At 32.3% G+C, this 18210-nt stretch carries 14 protein-coding genes and 4 pseudogenes; 5 read left to right on the top strand and 13 right to left on the bottom strand.

Going from position 1 to position 18210, the window contains the following annotated elements; genetic code table 11:
* Positions 1-63 precede the first annotated feature (63 nt).
* From BIY23_RS04800 to carA, 5 genes and pseudogenes are all read right to left on the bottom strand, one after another.
* Positions 64-720: pseudogene (locus BIY23_RS04800) on the bottom strand (transposase).
* Between the two features lie 128 nt (positions 721-848).
* The gene (gene dapA, locus BIY23_RS00195; protein WP_081326495.1) at positions 849-1727 is read right to left on the bottom strand and encodes a 4-hydroxy-tetrahydrodipicolinate synthase; all 879 of its coding nucleotides are present in this window, start codon (positions 1725-1727) and stop codon (positions 849-851) included.
* Positions 1727-3019 (bottom strand): aspartate kinase, encoded by a 1293-nt coding sequence (locus BIY23_RS00190; protein ID WP_070064567.1) that lies wholly within the window; start codon positions 3017-3019, stop codon positions 1727-1729. The genes dapA and BIY23_RS00190 overlap by 1 nt, the downstream gene beginning before the upstream one ends.
* 4 nt (positions 3020-3023) lie before the next feature.
* Positions 3024-4010, bottom strand: a complete 987-nt coding sequence (gene asd, locus BIY23_RS00185) for an aspartate-semialdehyde dehydrogenase (protein ID WP_070064566.1) — start codon at positions 4008-4010, stop codon at positions 3024-3026.
* A 22-nt stretch (positions 4011-4032) separates the two neighbouring features.
* Positions 4033-5069: pseudogene (carA, locus tag BIY23_RS00180) on the bottom strand (glutamine-hydrolyzing carbamoyl-phosphate synthase small subunit).
* A 324-nt stretch (positions 5070-5393) separates the two neighbouring features.
* Here carA and BIY23_RS05355 point away from each other — a divergent pair.
* From BIY23_RS05355 to ileS, 3 genes and pseudogenes are all read left to right on the top strand, one after another.
* Positions 5394-5766 (top strand): annotated as a pseudogene (locus tag BIY23_RS05355) (transposase family protein); the annotation flags it as partial.
* 41 nt (positions 5767-5807) lie between these two features.
* Positions 5808-6349 (top strand): annotated as a pseudogene (locus BIY23_RS05350) (transposase family protein); the annotation flags it as partial.
* A 340-nt stretch (positions 6350-6689) separates the two neighbouring features.
* Positions 6690-9869 (top strand): isoleucine--tRNA ligase, encoded by a 3180-nt coding sequence (gene ileS, locus BIY23_RS00170; RefSeq protein WP_070064564.1) that lies wholly within the window; start codon positions 6690-6692, stop codon positions 9867-9869.
* Between the two features lie 7 nt (positions 9870-9876).
* On the opposite strand, the gene ygfZ is transcribed toward ileS, so the two are convergent.
* The 4 genes from ygfZ to smpB form a co-directional block, all read right to left on the bottom strand.
* Positions 9877-10695: a CAF17-like 4Fe-4S cluster assembly/insertion protein YgfZ gene (gene ygfZ / locus BIY23_RS00165; protein ID WP_070064563.1), complete on the bottom strand. Its 819-nt coding sequence runs from the start codon at positions 10693-10695 to the stop codon at positions 9877-9879.
* Complete coding sequence (gene lepB, locus BIY23_RS00160; RefSeq protein WP_070064831.1) at positions 10692-11420, bottom strand: signal peptidase I; 729 nt, start codon at positions 11418-11420, stop codon at positions 10692-10694. The genes ygfZ and lepB overlap by 4 nt, the downstream gene beginning before the upstream one ends.
* 151 nt (positions 11421-11571) lie before the next feature.
* On the bottom strand, positions 11572-12363 hold the full coding sequence (lgt, locus tag BIY23_RS00155; RefSeq protein ID WP_070064562.1) for a prolipoprotein diacylglyceryl transferase: 792 nt from the start codon (positions 12361-12363) through the stop codon (positions 11572-11574).
* Positions 12364-12372: 9 nt separating this feature from the next.
* Positions 12373-12822, bottom strand: a complete 450-nt coding sequence (gene smpB, locus BIY23_RS00150; RefSeq protein ID WP_070064561.1) for an SsrA-binding protein SmpB — start codon at positions 12820-12822, stop codon at positions 12373-12375.
* A 45-nt stretch (positions 12823-12867) separates the two neighbouring features.
* Between smpB and BIY23_RS00145 the strand changes: the two genes are divergently transcribed.
* Entirely contained in the window at positions 12868-13389 is a 522-nt protein-coding gene (locus tag BIY23_RS00145; RefSeq protein WP_070064560.1) for a Na+/H+ antiporter subunit E, read from the top strand.
* Here BIY23_RS00145 and BIY23_RS00140 read toward each other — a convergent pair.
* The 4 genes from BIY23_RS00140 to BIY23_RS00125 all read right to left on the bottom strand — a co-directional run bounded on the left by BIY23_RS00140 (position 13369) and on the right by BIY23_RS00125 (position 17458).
* The gene (locus BIY23_RS00140; RefSeq protein ID WP_070064559.1) at positions 13369-13740 is read right to left on the bottom strand and encodes a hypothetical protein; all 372 of its coding nucleotides are present in this window, start codon (positions 13738-13740) and stop codon (positions 13369-13371) included. The two genes, BIY23_RS00145 and BIY23_RS00140, sit on opposite strands and share 21 nt — an antisense overlap.
* Before the next feature lie 244 nt (positions 13741-13984).
* A complete protein-coding gene (locus BIY23_RS00135) occupies positions 13985-14995 on the bottom strand; it encodes an NAD(P)/FAD-dependent oxidoreductase (RefSeq protein ID WP_070064830.1) in 1011 nt (336 codons plus the stop codon).
* 16 nt (positions 14996-15011) lie between these two features.
* The gene (locus tag BIY23_RS00130) at positions 15012-16085 is read right to left on the bottom strand and encodes a rod shape-determining protein (protein ID WP_070064558.1); all 1074 of its coding nucleotides are present in this window, start codon (positions 16083-16085) and stop codon (positions 15012-15014) included.
* The gene (locus BIY23_RS00125; RefSeq protein WP_070064557.1) at positions 16082-17458 is read right to left on the bottom strand and encodes a gluzincin family metallopeptidase; all 1377 of its coding nucleotides are present in this window, start codon (positions 17456-17458) and stop codon (positions 16082-16084) included. The genes BIY23_RS00130 and BIY23_RS00125 overlap by 4 nt, the downstream gene beginning before the upstream one ends.
* A gap of 185 nt (positions 17459-17643) precedes the next feature.
* On the opposite strand from BIY23_RS00125, the gene BIY23_RS00120 reads away from it, so the two are divergent.
* Positions 17644-18210, top strand: a complete 567-nt coding sequence (locus BIY23_RS00120) for an OmpA family protein (RefSeq protein WP_261722475.1) — start codon at positions 17644-17646, stop codon at positions 18208-18210.

Here is an 18210-nt window from a genome sequence, read left to right as displayed (position 1 = left end):
CCTTCACCCAAAGCTTCCATTACCTTCTTCCTTACTATATGCTGCTGGCATCTAAGAACCTGTTCATAATCTTTTGAGAAGTAAAACAGCAAAAGCCAAAACAACCATTTGCAGGCTAGTGTTGAGCTGTTTCTCGCAGTTTTCCCACAATCGTCCAAAAGAGCGTTCCACAACTCATCTTGTTGCAGCACAACAAAAGAATGCAGTCTCAACAGTTGCACTAATCATCTCTTTTATCTTAGTTGCAAAATTCTCTCCCTGAATCAACTCTTGATCTCAAAAAGGTTTTCTCTTGCATCATTTCTATAGCACCGCTCCGATCAGTCTGTTGTCACGTAAATTGCATGCCTTGCGTATCTACTGCAATATGGTGCTTTACCTTTTTCATACCCTTTCTCTTTAGCAGTATCTCTGTTTTTGACACTTTGTGCATCAATTATGCAGAAGCTTGTTTTTTCTTTCCGATTATTGTTTCGTCGAACCTCGCCAACTATTTTTCTAGCTCTAGAATACTTTATTTGTGTTCTGTCCACTTCTTGAAGTAATCATAACAACTTTGGAAATTCTTTCGGTAACATTCCCCATTGGCAACCACTTTTCAAAACATACAACACTCCACAAAATACATCTCACCTTCCTTGGTTTTGTCTTCTTTTGACAAAATTCAAGCTCTGGCAATATGATTGCGAACTGCTCTTTACTTACATCGCTTGGACTTATATTCTTTTCTTACCTTTTCTTTTAGATCGCATACAGGTTCTTATATCAGTACCTGATTTTCTACAAAATATTATTATTCATGGCATAGCTGCTAATCAAAATGGCACAAAAAATTCTGCAAAATAATTTCAATTAATATCCTTATTCTTCATCTCCCACTCAAGTATTATTTGGTTTGCTTTTCTTAATACCGCTATAGAAGGTAAATCATTTGTGCTTAATGGCAAACGTACAGTGTCATATTCTATAAGACCTAAATCACGTAACAGCACTTTTACTGGTATTGGATTACTAGCAGTAAATAAAGCCTTACAAGCATGCCACCATGTATTTTGCAATGATTTGTCACCATTAAGGCACCTTTTAACATATTCGTAAGTAGCATATGGCCATAGATTCGATGCAACAGAAACAAGGCCAGTTGCTCCAATTGATGCCATAGCTGGCATCATGTTATCATCTCCACAAAATAATTCAACATGCGAAGCGGCATCTTTGTATTCTATCACGGTATTGATTGTACCACTTGAATCCTTTATAGCCCAAAACTTATTATGTTTAGACAAATTGCTAACAGTTTCATGATAAAGTTTAATCCCTGTTCTTGATGGAACATTATAGAGCATAGCGGGAACATGTGCTTTCTCGAGTAGTTTTTCAAACCATAAAGTCTGTCCGGCAATACCAGGCTTTGTATAAACTGGAGTAGTTATTAGATATCCGTGGATGGGCAGATCTTTGCAAAAATCAATCCACTCCAGAGACTGACGTAAGTTAATCCCAGACACACCAACAATAATCTTTGTATCTAACCTTAATTCACATACAAATTCAACTAACGTACGCTTTTCAGATTCAATAAGTGATAACCCTTCACCAGTACTACCAAGCAACACCAGACCATTTTTAGCTTCCGACTGTATTATTAATAAACGTCGTAAACTCTCATAATCAATATTATCTCCCTCACGATCAAAAGGAGTAATACATGCAGTCCATAAACACATTACTTTTTTTCAATTAGTTCTTTATGCAAAACCTTAGCAATCTCGTATGCATTTCTATCATGGACTAATATTCCTATACTTGAACTACTTGCACCATAACATATTACATGTACAAAACTATCACCTATTTTGCTCAGTATTTTGTGCACAATTCCAGGTGCTATTAGCTTTACACCAATAACTGCAATTAATGTTAAACCATATTCAATTGTAATATCAGCAAAATTTTCTAATACTTGGACCAACTCTTTATTAGCAAAAACATTTGAACTCTGGTCTATAGTTAATGCTACGCTCACTTCACTGGTAGTAATAAGATCAACGCTAATTTTATATTTCGCTAAAATACTAAAAATATTTGATAGGAAACCAGATGCATTTAACATTTTTAAGCTTTTGATAGTAACTAACATTTGAGAATTACGCATAGTGATAGCACGCACTAGAGGTGTATCATCATCTGCAATATAAGTACTACCCTTCTCTGGATTAAAAGTAGAAGTGATTATTACGGGAATACTAGCACGAATACAAGGCGCAAGTGTTGCTGGATGTAGAATTTTTGCACCAAAATTTGCCATTTCGGCCATTTCTTGAAAACTGAGATTTGATATAAGTTGTGCATTTTCTACAACATTAGGGTCCATTGTAAAGATCCCTGGAACATCAGTATAAATATAGAGCTTATCCGCCTCAATTCCTTCCGCAATTAAAGCTGCACTATAATCACTACAACCACGTCCTAAAGTTGTCGTTTCACCATCCTGTGTAGCCCCTATAAATCCTTGAGTAATTATAATGTGATCTTGAGGAATATTATTGACTTTTTCAGATAACAACCTTTTGATTTCAAGAATTTTTGGTACACAATTTTCATCTGTGATAATAAATTCCCTTGCATCAAGTAATGTGACAGGAATATTTTGCTGATATATAAACGCATGGATTATTGCAGATGATAACAACTCGCCAATGGCAAGAATTCTATTAGTAGAAGATTCAGAATAGAGTTGAGATATATTATCCTTAATATTTATACAGACTTCTTGTGGTAACATTAAATCCTGGGCAATTTTTAAATGTATATCTTTAATCTCAGAAATAATTCGTTCTTTTTGTTCCGTGGAAGAGCAACAAAGCTCTATGAGTTTATCTGTAATATCTCCTATAGCACTAATCACTACAAAACGAATGCTGGAATTATTTACTAAAATTTCTACAATTTTATTAATAGCATAAGCATTCTTAACACTCGTACCACCAAATTTTGCAATACTTTTTCTTGGCTTCATAATATCACATAAAGCGTAAATAAGCGTTCATATTGGCAATTACAGCACCTGCAGCACCTCTGACTAAATTATGACTAAGTACTACAAGACTTAAAATGTCATTTGTCTCACCATGCTTTAAATGACCTATATGAACACGCATGTCATCATGAGTAAGATCACGTATAGGTTGCGGTCTATCTTCTCGTTCGTGAAAAACAAATAAGTCATCAAATTTAGCATTCCAATTATTGTATTCTTCCATAGCGGTTTTTGTTGCAATACTATGCTTAAACTTTACATGTAACGTAATAAAATGACCATATAAAACAGGAACACGAAAAACATTAGTTGTGACAGTAAAATCAGCATAAGTATTAACTCCACCAAGGATTTTCTTGATTTCCTCTGTGATTTTGCTTGCTTCATCTTCAATATAAGGAATAACATTACCTATAAGATCAAGTGATGATACTCCTGGATAACCAGCTCCACTGGTTGACTGCAAGGTTATAATACTGACATGTTCTATCGTACCTAATGACATCAATGGTGCCAAGGCAAGAGCTGCTCCCACAGCTGCACAATTTGGATTAGTAATAATTTTACCAAGAGTTTTTTGCTGTTTAAGCAAGCTTAAATGTGAAAAATTTATTTCTGGGATGAGTAACGGTACATTCTTATGCATTCTGAATGCTGCAGCGTTGGAGAATATAATTTTGCCTCCACTACTTAATTTGAATTCTACTTCTTCTGCAACATCTGAGGGTAAGCAGGATATAACAAATTCAGATACCACTTCAGTGACTGGTTTTAATTTCATTGCTCCAACATATACAGGCAATGGAATAAGTGGCTCACGCCACTCGCAAACTTTATTATATTCTTTTCCTATGCACCGTTCTGATGCTGCTAATTCTGTAATCTTAAAATGACTAGAATTTTGTAAAAGTGCTATCACTTTTTGTCCAACCATTCCAGTAGCAGCTAAAAGCGCAACACTTATGGACATCTTTTTCTTAAATTAAGAAAACTCATTTGTACAGTTCAATATTATCAATAAAACGTTTAAACAAATAGTGTGCATCGCTTGTACCTGGTGAACCCACCCTTCTATACTATCATCAAATAGTGAAATATGTGAAACCTCAATATTATTTGGTAATGATTCTGAATCGACAACAAAACCATGATTTTGACTAGTTATCTCTATTCTTCCACTACTAATTTCACGCACTGGATGATTACTTCCGCGATGTCCACTAATCATCCTAATAGTTTTTGCTCCCAAAGCTATAGCAAGCAATTGATGCCCCATACATACACCAAAAATAGGTATTCTAGATTTTATTATGATATTCAGCTCTGAAAGAACATAATCAGCTATTTTCTCAGGATCACCAGGGCCATTTGAAAGTACTATGCCATCAGGTTTCATATTAAGTACTTTTTGAGCAAAACCCTTAACTGGTTTAATTAATTCAACTGCACATCCTAATTCCATTAAACGCAATGCTATGCCAGCTTTTATACCAAAATCAATTATTGCTATACTATATTTAAAATTAAAGTCACAACTAAATTGGTTATTTAAACTTACTTTATCAGTTATTTCTACTCCATCTTCAAATCTGTAATTTTTTAATTCTTTAAGAGCACAATCTAGTTTATCTAATGAACATATTATTCCATTTTGCGATCCATTATCCCTTAAATGTCTAGTTAGAGCCCTAGTATCAACTTCAGATATACCCACTATATCATTTTCTTCTAACCAATCATTAATACTGATATAAGAAGATGGATGTGATATTGGAGAGAGTGCCCTTACAACTATACCACTTGCAAAAATTTTTTCCCCTTCGTTGTCCTGACTATTAATACCAATATTACCAATATGAGGAAAAGTAAATGTAATAATCTGATTAGCAAAAGAAGGATCTGTTATAATATGCTGATAACCTGTCATACTAGTGGTAAAACAAACTTCTCCTATACATCTACTTTTCTTGCCTATCGCTATACCTGGAAAACACCTACCATCCTGCAAAGCTAATATTGCGTCATACATCACCATAGGGCTTCAGAACCTCTTAACATAACGTACCATTTACTAAACGGAAAACTATTATAACTTTTAAGTGAAATAAAATCAATTTTTAACAGCCAGATGCAGCAAATCTACGAATTTTAGGAAGGCAAAGCATTTTTATTGTTGCTGACACATATTAAGGTTTTTCATGAGTATAGGAGATGCACTATTAAACCTATTGCGAAAGCAAGGAAGAAAGTGTAAACAAGTAGTTTTGTGTATATGAAATGGGCATAAGCTATAAAAAGCTCAAAAACAGGACAAGAATATTCAAGCAATTAACAGGAGTAGGTATCAAAGAATTTAGTAGAAGAAGTCAGTCCTGAGTGGGAGAAGGTTGAAAAAAATTAAGAAAAGTCATGGAAGAAGATCACATGTTAGAAGATAAGGTTTTATGTTTATTATAGAACATACATAACACACGTATTTCTTGGATATCTGACATGAATCTAATATATGTAGATTACTACAGAAAATAGAACCGTTATTAGTAAAGAAGATCAACATTACAAAAAATAGAACTAGATGAAAATCTTAGCAGATGTTACAGAGCAACCTATACAACGTCCAAAGAATTGGAAGAAGAAAAAGAAGAGTTATTCTCTCTGGAAAAAAGAAAGCGCACACAGTAAAAACTGAGATTCTTATGGAAAAAAATGGAAAAAGTATCCAAGTCATATGCAGGAAGCACACATGACTTNGTAGGTATCAAAGAATTTAGTAGAAGAAGTCAGGCATGAGTGGAAGAAAGTTAAAAAGAATAAGAAAAGTCATGGAAGAAGATCACATATTAGAAGATAAGGTTTTATGTTTATTATAGAACATATATAATACACGTGTTTTTTGGATATCTGACATGAATCTAATATATGTAGATTACTACAGAAAATTATTAGTAAAGAAGATCAACATTACAAAAAATAGAACCAGATGGAAATCTTGGCAGATGTTACAGAGCAACCTATACAACGTCCAAAGAATTGGAAGAAGAAAAAGAAGAGTTATTCTCTCTGGAAAAAAGAAAGCGCACACAGTAAAAACTGAGATTCTTATGGAAAAAAATGGAAAAAGTATCCAAGTCATATGCAGGAAGCACACATGACTTTCGTATCAAGAAGCAAGAGAAGTTTTTACCTAAAAATAGTATAAAGTATGCAGATTCTGGATATCAAGGATGGCAAGAGTTACAGAGTAAAGTTGTTATGCCTTATAAAAGGTATCGTAAGAAACCTTTAACGCCAGAGCAGAAAGAACATAATGTCTATTACACAACATAACATTAAACTTTTTATATTTATATTGCAACCTATTAGTTTATTAACAGAGTTCCTTTCAAATCCTTGACGACATAGGAAAATGGTTTCTCTATAAGTTATGGAATAGGAGGATTTTAATGAGATGCGGAGCAGTCAATTAATTATTAACAGAAGAGCTTCGCCGTTGAACAGGGATAAAGAGATAAACATTAAAATTAAGAAAATATCGAGAAGCAAGTAGTTAAGTATAAACTCTTTACATTATATATAATAACTTCTAAAGTGGGTTGGCTCTTGTATATAATTTATCTTATAAAGAACCAGTTCATGCAGTAAAAGTAAAATGAAATATTATCCAGACGCACCAAATAATCCTAACTTCTCCTTAATTGAAAAAGAAATCATAGAGTTTTGGGGGAAAAATAAAATTTTTGAGCAGTCAATAGAAAAACGTTCTCAAGATAATTGTTTTGTATTTTATGATGGGCCTCCATTTGCAAATGGCTTACCACATTATGGTCATTTATTAACTGGATTTATAAAAGATGCATTTGCTAGATATCATACAATGCTAGGAGAACGTGTTGAAAGAAGATTTGGTTGGGATTGTCATGGATTACCTGCTGAGATGGGTGCTGAAAAAGAGCTGAAAATATCAGGTAGAAATGAGATAGAAAAATTTGGTATAGAAAAATTTAACAATCATTGTCGTTCTTCCGTAATGAAGTTTGCTTCAGAGTGGGAAAAATATATAAACAGACAGGCAAGATGGGTGGATTTTCATAATGATTATAAAACTATGGATAAGTCATTTATGGAATCCGTTATATGGGCATTTAAACAGTTGTATAATAAAGGTCTGGTATATGAATCAGTACGTGTTATGCCTTACAGTTGGGCATGTGAAACTCCGTTATCTAATTTTGAAACAAGGCTAGATAATGCATATAGAGAAAAAGTAAGCAAAGCTGTGACTGTTGCATTTGAATTGCTAGATAAGCCAAAACAATTTCAAGATAGTGTATGTAAATTACTTGCATGGACAACTACTCCTTGGACTCTGCCTAGTAACTTAGCTCTAGCAATAGGTAAGAATATTAAATATTATGCAGTGCCAGTTAATGACAATCAAGTTTACATTTTCTCTGCAAGTTATTTTGATAAATTTATCAATAATTACAAAGAAAAACTTGATAATATGGAATTAAAGAGTGTTGAATTAAAAGCTAGTGATCTTGTCGGCTTACGTTATAAGCCATTATTTGATTATTTTAAAGGTACAAAAAACGCGTTTCATATTCTATCTGCTGATTATGTTACAGAAGAAGACGGCACGGGAATTGTTCATACTGCTCCAGGCTTTGGTGAGGAAGATTTTGATCTTTGTCAAAGCAATAACATTCCTTCAATTTGTCCTATCGATAATAGTGGGAAGTTTACTGCTGAAGTACCAGATTTAGCTGGTATTAATGTTTTTGAGACTAATAATATTATTATACAAAAATTAAAAGAGCTAGGGAATTGGTTTTATACTGAACAATACACACATAGTTACCCACATTGTTGGAGGACAGATACTCCTCTAATCTACCGTACAATGTCTTCTTGGTATGTTGCAGTTGCAAAATTTAAAGAGAGGATGATTGAACTGAATAAAAGGGTTAACTGGATTCCCAATCATATTAAAAATGGACAATTTGGAAGATGGCTCGAAGGAGCACATGATTGGTCTATTTCACGTAACAGATTTTGGGGTACACCTATACCAATATGGAAATCAGATAATCCTAAATATCCTAGAATAGATGTATATGGTTCAATAGAGGAGTTAGAAAGAGATTTTAAGATAAAAGTAGAAGATTTACACAGACCATTTATAGATACTTTGATAAGGCCTAATCCAGATGATCCAACAGGAAAATCAGTTATGCGTCGTGTTCCCGATGTATTTGATTGCTGGTTTGAGTCTGGTTCAATGCCATTTGCACAAGTTCATTATCCATTTGAAAATAAAATATGGTTTGAAAATAATTTTCCTGCTGACTTTATTACTGAATATATAGCACAAACTCGTGGGTGGTTTTACACTCTATTTGTATTATCTACTGCTCTGTTCGATAAAGAACCGTTTAAAAATTGCATATGTCATGGTGTAGTTTTGGATATAGAAGGACAAAAATTATCCAAACGTTTAAATAATTATGCAGATCCTATGGAAGTTTTTGATAGATACGGTTCTGATGCACTGAGATTTTTAATGCTTTCCGATTCCATAGTTTGTGGTGGTAATTTACTTCTTGATAAGGAAGGCAATTTAATACGTGATGTACTTAAAAATGTGATTAAGCCTATTTGGAATAGTTACCGTTTTTTTACTATGTATGCAAATGTAGATGGTATCAAAGCTGAAATCTGTAAAAACTATAACCATACAATAGACCGTTATATGATCGCTAAATGTTTTGAAGCAGTAGAGAAAATACGTGTATTTATGGATAGTTATAATTCTCAAGGTGCGTGTGAGATTTTAGTAAACTTTTTTGATGCATTGAATAATTGGTATATACGTCGCAATCGTGATCGTTTTTGGCAGAGCAATATAGACCAAAATAAAGTTGATGCTTATAATGTCCTATATACAGTTTTTTACTATATATTGAGGGCTATCGCTCCTTTATTACCGTTAATAACAGAAAGCATTTGGCAAGGTTTGAAGTACCGTGAACCATCAGTCCATCTAGCTGTTTTTCCTGAATTAGAAGAATTTGATAAAGAGTTAATAACCGAAATGGATCTTGTAAGAGAGATATGTAATTCTGCATTATCTATTAGGAATGTTTACAACATACGTGTAAGACAGCCGCTCAGTAATATGAAGATTCATCATAAGTCTTCTTGTTATTTCCTTATGGGTGAATATCAAGAAGTTATAAAAGATGAACTCAATGTAAAAAATCTGGAATTTATAAATGATTTAAAAGAAATTGCTTCATTTAAATTGAAATTGAACCTTCCAGTATTGGGAAAAAAAATGCCAGATCAAATTAAGAATTTAATAAGACATGTAGAACAAGAAAATTGGAAACAAGAGGAAGATAAGATCATTTTAGGAAACGAAATCATTATACAACATGGTGAGTACGCATTATTATTAAAGGCAAACAGCAAATATTCCTCTGTATTTGATAATAATAGAGGTGTTGTAGTGCTTGATACTTTTCTAACAGACGAATTAATATTGGAGGGTGTTGCAAGAGATATGGTAAGACTTATTCAAGAAACTAGAAAACAAGGAGATCTTCACATATCTGATCGAATACAAGTTATAATTGAGACTGAAGATGAAAAAATTAAAAATGCAATTGATGAATGGACTCAGTACATAAAGGAACAAACGTTATCACGATCTATTGAATACAGAACAAATAATGATAAGTTGAATGATTATTACAGCAGTACTTATGAAAATGTTTCTATATATATCAAAAAAACCCTACCTGATTGCTTAAATTACAGCAAGTAGGGCTTGCCTAACCTAATGTTAGGAATTCATTGCTTGTGGAGTATGCAACTGATATTGCAGTTTTATTAGCATATAAATTTATATGACTTTTTTCAGTATATAATAGTGCTAGGCCTATATTGTTTATACTAGAGCGCATTTCACCCACTTCTTCTCCATTATTATTAATTATCTTAGTACCAACGCCAGGAAGAATATCATGTCCATTAACAAGATATAGTCTTCTTCTCAACACTTGTTGTCTCTTCATACGGTTTACAACCTCTTGCCCTATATAACACCCTTTGTTGAAATCTATGCCATTTATACGATCAATCAAGTATTGAAGAGGGAAGGATGAATTTTGTACCATATCTTTTGCCCCATCTGGAACAAGATTTTTTATCCTATTTAATTCGTATTCGGTAAGATCTCCCATGGATGCCTCCACCTCATTTTTATATATCATTCTTTCTCCTAAGGAGGTATGTCTTGGATCCCGGAAAATAATCTCTTGGTATTCTGTATTTGAATCCATAAAAACACCTACCTTATATAATTTGCTAACATTTTTAATTTTCACTTTAAGGTAAGTTTTAAGTAGATTTAATTTTTCAACGATTTGATTCAAATAGATAGATTCACATTCTAAAAAAATATATTTTTCATATTTAACTAGAAAAAAATCATATAAATACTTGCCTTGAGGATTAAGTAATAAAGAATAAATGGCTTTTTGATCATTCAATTTGTTTATGTCATTTGTTATGATGCTTTGTAAAAAACCTTCTGTATCTAAACCGTATAACATTATTACACCCCTATTAGGTAGTGGTATATAACTCATATAACTTTATGTATTATTCTATTTAACCTTAAAGCTACTGGTAACCTGAATGGTGACCAACTAAACTTTTTTAACTTAAATGATAAGCCAACTATGCTAACACGGCCAATTATATTTTCCATTGGAATGAAACCAACATTAGTATATCTACTATCTAAAGAATTATTTCTATTATCTCCCATAACAAAAAGATGATCATCAGGCACATAAAAAACTGGAGTGTTATATGCAACACTGTTGTAATTAGCATAATCTACTAGAATTTCATGCTTATTTCCGTTAGGAAATGTTTCTATATACCTAGGTATACTATTACCAGATTCATAGTCAATAAAATCACCTATTCTCTTTCGCTCTATTTTCTGATTATTAATATGTAAATTTCCATCTATAATTTGTATTGTATCTCCAGGTAGTCCTATCACACGTTTAACATATCTAACACTTATGTGTTTTACAGGTCTAAAAACTACTACATCTCCTTGTTGCGGTAAAGTATGGAAAATTCTACCGCGGAAAATATTTGGTGCGAAAGGAAAAGAGTATTTACTATAACCGTATGTGTATTTAGTGGTAAAAATATAATCACCTTCTAGTAGAGTACTTTTCATAGAACCTGAAGGTATATGAAACGGCTCAAATATAAAGGTACGTATTGACAATGCAATCAATAATAAGAAAAACAGTTCTAGTACGATAGGAGTCTTTTTTGTTTCTAGTACGATAGGAATCTTTTTTGTGGGTCTATTGTTCTCTGATTTCCACTTTTGCACATTTAATCGCGAAGAAAACAAATTTGATATAATAGAACTCTTTTTTAGAGATCTTAATTTATTGGAATTATGCATATATCTTTCAATTTTGAATGGCTTTACATTATATAGCAGACTTTATATCAAATTTCAAACATGATACTCTTAAAGATATAAATCCACCTATTATTAACATAGGTATAGAGAGCAATTGTCCCATGGTTAAATTAAACCATAAATAGCCTATGTGATAATCAGGTTCGCGGAAAAATTCTATCAAGAAACGTGCTACTCCATACCAAGTAACTGCTATACCAGTTAACATACCTCTGTAGAATCTGATGTTAGTAAAAAAGAAGATTAAATTAATAATGACAAAAAGTAGTAAGCCTTCAAAAAATGCTTCATATAATTGAACTGGATGACGTAAAAGATTATCTTCACTTTCCGGAAAAACCATACCCCATGGCACATTCGTTACTCTACCGAACAGTTCTCCATTTATAAAATTACTTACACGTCCTAGAAAAATACCTGCTGGTGCTCCGCAGGCGATTAAATCTAAAACGTATAATATAGACATTTTGTATATTTTACAGACAATTATTATTGCACATACTGTTCCTATTAGCCCACCATGGAATGACATACCACCTTCCCAAGTTTTAAATATGCAAATAGGGTTACTAATATAAAGAGCTAGATTGTATATTAATATATATCCTAATCTTCCTCCGAGAATAACACCTATAATCGCAGCAGTTAAAAGTGAATCGTACAAGTCTTTTGTAAATATTTTTGCGTAATCTAATTTATGCAAGTACCAGTATACAAACAATATACCTAAAACATAGGCTAAGGAATACCAATGTATTGAAATGGGCCCAATGCTAAAAATAACTGGATCTAGAATCATTACTCAATTTTAAAAGTTATTTTTGGATATCCTTCTTTTTTCACGATCCCATTCTCGCTGCTTGATTGTTGCTCTCTTGTCATATAATTTTTTCCCCTTTACTATAGCAATTTTAGTTTTTGCTAATCCCTTATTATTGAAATAAACAGAAAGTGGTATAACAGTTATACCAGTAGTTTTTATTTGACCAATCAATTTATTTATTTCCTTTTTGTGTAAAAGTAATTTGCGATCCCTTTTAGGTCTATGATTCGTACGTGTTGCAGACTTATATTCCGAAATATGCATGTTATGTAACCACATTTCCATATTTCTTTCTATTACGTAAGCATCGGAAATATTTGCCTTCCTTTCTCTTAAAGATTTTACTTCGCTACCTAGTAAAACCAAACCAGCTTCAAATTCTTCTAAAATAAAATACTCAAACTTTGCTTTTCTATTTTCTACAATTATTTCCATACTTTTTATTTATATTTATTTAAATTTTTGTATATACTCTACTATATGCAGAGCTTATATTGTAGACAAGCGATAAAATCTTTCTTTACATTTTTTATAGTTTTGTTGATTCTGTGGAATGTTCTTTCAGGGTATTTTGATTCCTTCTTTGTTGCGTCAGGATTATTTTCATCCATATTTACGCTATTTGTTTTCAAAAGGTTAGTAGACGCAGAAAGATCACTGCATAATATTATTTCAAATAAATTATCATTGTATTCACTCTTTGTAAGCTATATACCGTGGTTAATGTGTCAAATTATATTATCTAGTATTTACGTTACAAAAAAGACACTACAATTCGACCTTAAACTTACACCTGTTATACTTTTAAGAAAATCTAAAAAACATCATGACAAAAGTGCTGCTTTGTTTGCTAACTCAGTAACAATTACTCCCGGGACTTTAACTATTAATGTTGAGAATAGAAGAAAAACGTATTTATTTACTATATGCCTAATAGATAAAGATCTTGAAAAGGGCATCTCAGCAATGGAAAGTAAAGTATTAAGTCATCGCCTTCAATAAATTTACAGAGTCTTTATATTCATTTGTTAAGCTTTCTAGCATTTCTCCTGGAATACTTTTATTAACTATAGAACATAAGTAAGTATACAAATCTTTTAATCTAGATATATTGCTCTTTTTTTTACTATTAAACTTATATGGAAAGATATCTTCCATTATATCAATAACGATGGCTTTATTTAGAAAGATGTTTTCACTTGTTATGCCGATTCTTACTAAAATAGTTCTAATTTCAGGTTTATATATTTTTATCACATATAACGTTGTAATTTTTGATAAGTAATTTTCAGTATATTCGCAATTTTTTATTACTTCCCAGTTAACAATATTTATTTTTGCGTTATTTTTCATTTAATTCTCCACATCAGCAAGTGAGGATATTATACTTTTACTTTATTAAATAAATAATAACGCTTAAAACTATAGATTTTCTATGAAACTAAATATCATTTTAATGATATAATTATCTTAAATAGTATAATCATACCTAAACTGCTATTGTATAGAAGACATCATTTAGTATAAAGGCATATAAAGTCAAACGTGAAAAGTTTCAGTATACAATCTGAATCCACAAATCTGTACATCAATCCAGTTATTTATTTTTCCTATGAATTCCCTTAAGTGTTGAATATTGAAAATTAATCGGAGAATTATAGATTACCTTATAGATGTCATGGCATGCCATAGCACTTTCAGCAAAACCACTCAATATTAACTTGAGTTTACCAGGATAAGTTGCAATATCACCAATAGCGTATATCCTCTCTTTGCTAGTCTGTAATGTTGCAGCATTAACGATTATACGTCCATGTTCTAACTCTATTTCCCAACCTTTTAATGAACCAATATTCATTGATAACCCAAAAAATGGCAAGAGAAAATCTGTAAATATTTTTCTTTTTTCATTCGTAATAATGTCTTTGACTACCACTGCATTAAGTCTTCCATTCTCTCCAACCAAGTCATCGAGTTGATACGGTGTAATCAACTCGACTTTTCCTGAGGCTATTAATATTTCTATCTTGTTCCGAGTTTCTGGAGCACAACGAAATTCTTTTCTTCTATGTATTAAATAAATTTTTTTTGCAATTGGAGAAAGCTCCACTGTCCAATCAGCTGCAGAATCACCACCGCCAGCAATAACTATAACCCTGTTCTTGAAATAGGAAACCTGATTTATGCTATAGAACACAGATTTATTTTCATATTCTAATATATTGTTTAAAGGTGGACGATTAGGCTCAAATATTCCATTTCCTGCAGCAATCACAACAGCTTTGCATTTTATTTCTGTACCTTTGCTAGTTAGGATAATAAACCTCTTATCAGTATAAGAAGAAATTTGTTTAACTTTTTGGTCAAAATGATATACAGGATCAAATGGTGAAGCTTGTATAAATAGTTGCTTAATTAGCTCTTGTGCGCTAATGATTGGATAACCCGGTATGTCATATATTGGTTTTTCAGGATAAAGAGTTATACACTGCCCTCCAGCTTGACTTAAAACATCTACTATGTGACATCTCATATCAAGCATTCCAGCTTGGAAAGCAGTAAAAATTCCGACAGGCCCAGCACCTATTACTACTATATCTGTTTCCATATCCATAATATGGTTCTTAGTCCTGTTTGAATAAAATATGCCCGAAGCTATCCATGTTCTCAAGCACTTTGCCACTACCTAATGCAACGCAGCATAATGGATTATCTGCAACACGCACTGGCAACTTAGTTATATCGCTTATAATTTTGTCTAAGTCACGCAATAACCCACCTCCACCTGATAAAACTATTCCTTTGTCTACTATATCAGAAGAAAGCTCAGGAGGAGTACTCTCTAAAGCCATTTTAATAGCAGAAATTATTTGATTTACGGATTCTGCTAAGCTTTCTGCAACCTGATATGCAGACAAAAGCATTTCCTTTGGCATACCGTTTACTAAATCTCTCCCCTTAATCATTAAACTATTTTTATTTTCTTCTGAAAGATATGCTGAACCTATACTTTTTTTGATTTTTTCAGCAGTCATTTCACCTATTAATAATTTGTGGTTCTCACGAATATATGATCGTACTGCTTCATCCATGACATCACCACCTATTCTTGCAGAACGTGAATACACAATTCCACCCAAAGAAATAACAGCAACTTCCGTTGTACCACCACCTATATCAACGATCATTGAACCTTCAGCTTCCGTTACTGGTAATCCAGCACCAATTGCAGCAGCCATTGGTTCCTCGATAAGAAAAACTTCATTAGCCCCTGCGCTTTCTGCTGCATCTTGTATAGCGCGTCTCTCAACAGGTGTAGAACCTGACGGAACACATATAATGATATTAGGCTTATTAACTGTAAATCTTGTATTAGCACTACGTATAAAGTGCTTGATCATCTCTTCCGCACTCTTAAAATCTGCAATAACTCCATCTTTCAAGGGCCTGATAGCCTCTATTTCTCCTGGTGTTTTACCAAGCATCATTTTTGCTTTTTTGCCAAAAGCATATGGAACGTAACTTCCTTTTTCTTTCACTCTAGCGACAACAGATGGTTCATCTAGTATAATACCTCTATTTTTTTGATACACTAAAGTATTTGCGGTTCCCAAATCTATGGCAATATCACTGGCAAGTAGATGCTTGATAATAAAAATTTTGAATGGTTTTTTGATTAAGTTACGAATGAATTTCATACACAATCCATTAAATTATATTTTTCTGTTAGATGTTGAGTATAGTGCTCAATGTCTAGATTCTTTCCTGTTACATTTTTCAACATTCCAAAAATATCACATTTTGTACTGTATATATTTTTAGCAAACCAGTTTATAAGTAAACTAAAATTTCCCTCTTTTACAGAATCTAAATATTCACAGTGACTCGCTTTTATAAAAGAAAAGATTTGTACTGCAGCAATTAAAGCTACCATCTTCATTGGGAAATAACCTATTACGCCACGCACCCAATATTCATCTTGTAAATAAGTCTCTAATTCATTTTTAGCATGCACTGGAATCCGATAATGTTTCATGCCATCCAACCAAGCGTCATGTAAATCCTTAACATCCAGTTTGCCATCTACCATATCTTGTTCTAGTTTCGTTCTCAGCATAATATGAGCCAACAAAGTAAATTCATCTGCTTTCTTTAAACAAGGTGAAAAATTTACTTTATTAAACAGCGAATACAGATTCTTGATGCTACCAGATCGTGTCTGTGTTATGGTCTGTATATGCGGATGAATAAACTCAACAAACTCTATTGATGTTCCTAATATTTTCTCCATGCATAATCCCTGAACTTCTTGTATCACTTCAGTATTAACTAGGTTTTTCAATGAATGTTTTTGGTAAATGATATCACTACTACATCGTAAAAGCGAAAACAAACTGTAGCAAGGATTAAATTCATCATAATCTAATGGTGACATAGTAATTTCATCATTGCTTATTCCTATATGTTGTAAACAAACCAAACCAAGTTCAATTTGCTTTTCAATGGTAAAATTTTTTAAAGCAGGAACCCTTTTTTTATTTTGCTTGTCAATAATCTTATCAATATTTTTGTTAAAAAAATTTCCTATTTGAGGAAATATTTCTTTTATATCTTTTTCTTTTATTCCACCTTCCAACATTGTATCGTAATTTGAACATCTAAAATGCTCTGCCCTTATAGAAGCAACATCACAGATGAGTTTAACCAGCTCAATAAAATGCTTTTTTAATTTTTTGAAATTACTAGCTTCACAATAGGCTAATTTCCATAAACTTAAACACTCAATTTTAGCCTTAGATAAAGACTTTACTAGATCAAGGGGTAAAATGCTATTCGCTTTATGTAACCTCTCTATTAATGCTATTTGCCAGTTATTCCCTTTATTTACAGTAGCCATTAATGACTCTTTGACTAAATCATGGGTAATGATTTCATATTTTATTTCTTCAAGCAGCACCACTTGCTCAATTTTACTTTCTAGATTTAATTTACTTTGTTCAAGTACTTTAAGTGTATTGTTAATATTATTTACTTGAGATAATACTTTTTCTAAAAATTTATTTGAGCTCATTTATTTCTACCTTAATAAAAAGAGTTAAAGACATATTTACTAATTTTACTGTTTTACATGTAAAAGACTAGCACGTTATCAAAAAATTAACTATCAGGATATATAACATTTTATCTTGACTATATAAAAATATAGGTGGATTATAAGATCGCAGTAAAGTATTAATTAATTATGGAGGTTTAGTAATGTTGAATAGGTTAATCACAATGTTCTGTTTGTGCTTAATGATTGCTGGTGTTGGCTCAGGTCCTTATTCTGTTTCAGAAATGAAGAATTCTAAGGCTAAGGCAAAGAAAAAACCAATACATATGAAAGAAGTAAATGTTATTACAATGCAACCAAATGTTAAACACATAGGTACACAAGCTAATGACCTTATGAAGCAGTTAAATCATGAAAGAATTTTCTTTGGTTACGATCAGTCTAATATTAGCGAAGCAAGTGCGGATATGTTGCTCGATATAGTAGAAATATTACAAGACAATCCAGATGCTCGCATTCTTTTGACAGGTCATACTGATAATCGTGGCCCTCATGATTATAATCTTGCTTTGGGTGCTAAAAGAGCAGAAGCTGCAAAAATGTTTATGATTAATTGCGCACCTTATTTAGACAAAAGGATAAGAACAGCTTCTAAAGGTGAAACAGAACCTTTAGTGAACGTTCCAGATCATGCTAAACCTGGGCATTCTAAGTATGAAAAGGAGCATGCTAAAAATCGTAGAGTGGAATTTTCATTCTTTATGGAATAA

The organism is Wolbachia pipientis, assembly GCF_001752665.1.
In the GTDB taxonomy this organism is placed as follows: Bacteria; Pseudomonadota; Alphaproteobacteria; order Rickettsiales; family Anaplasmataceae; genus Wolbachia; species Wolbachia pipientis_A.
This window is presented reverse-complemented; position numbering and strand designations above follow the sequence as displayed.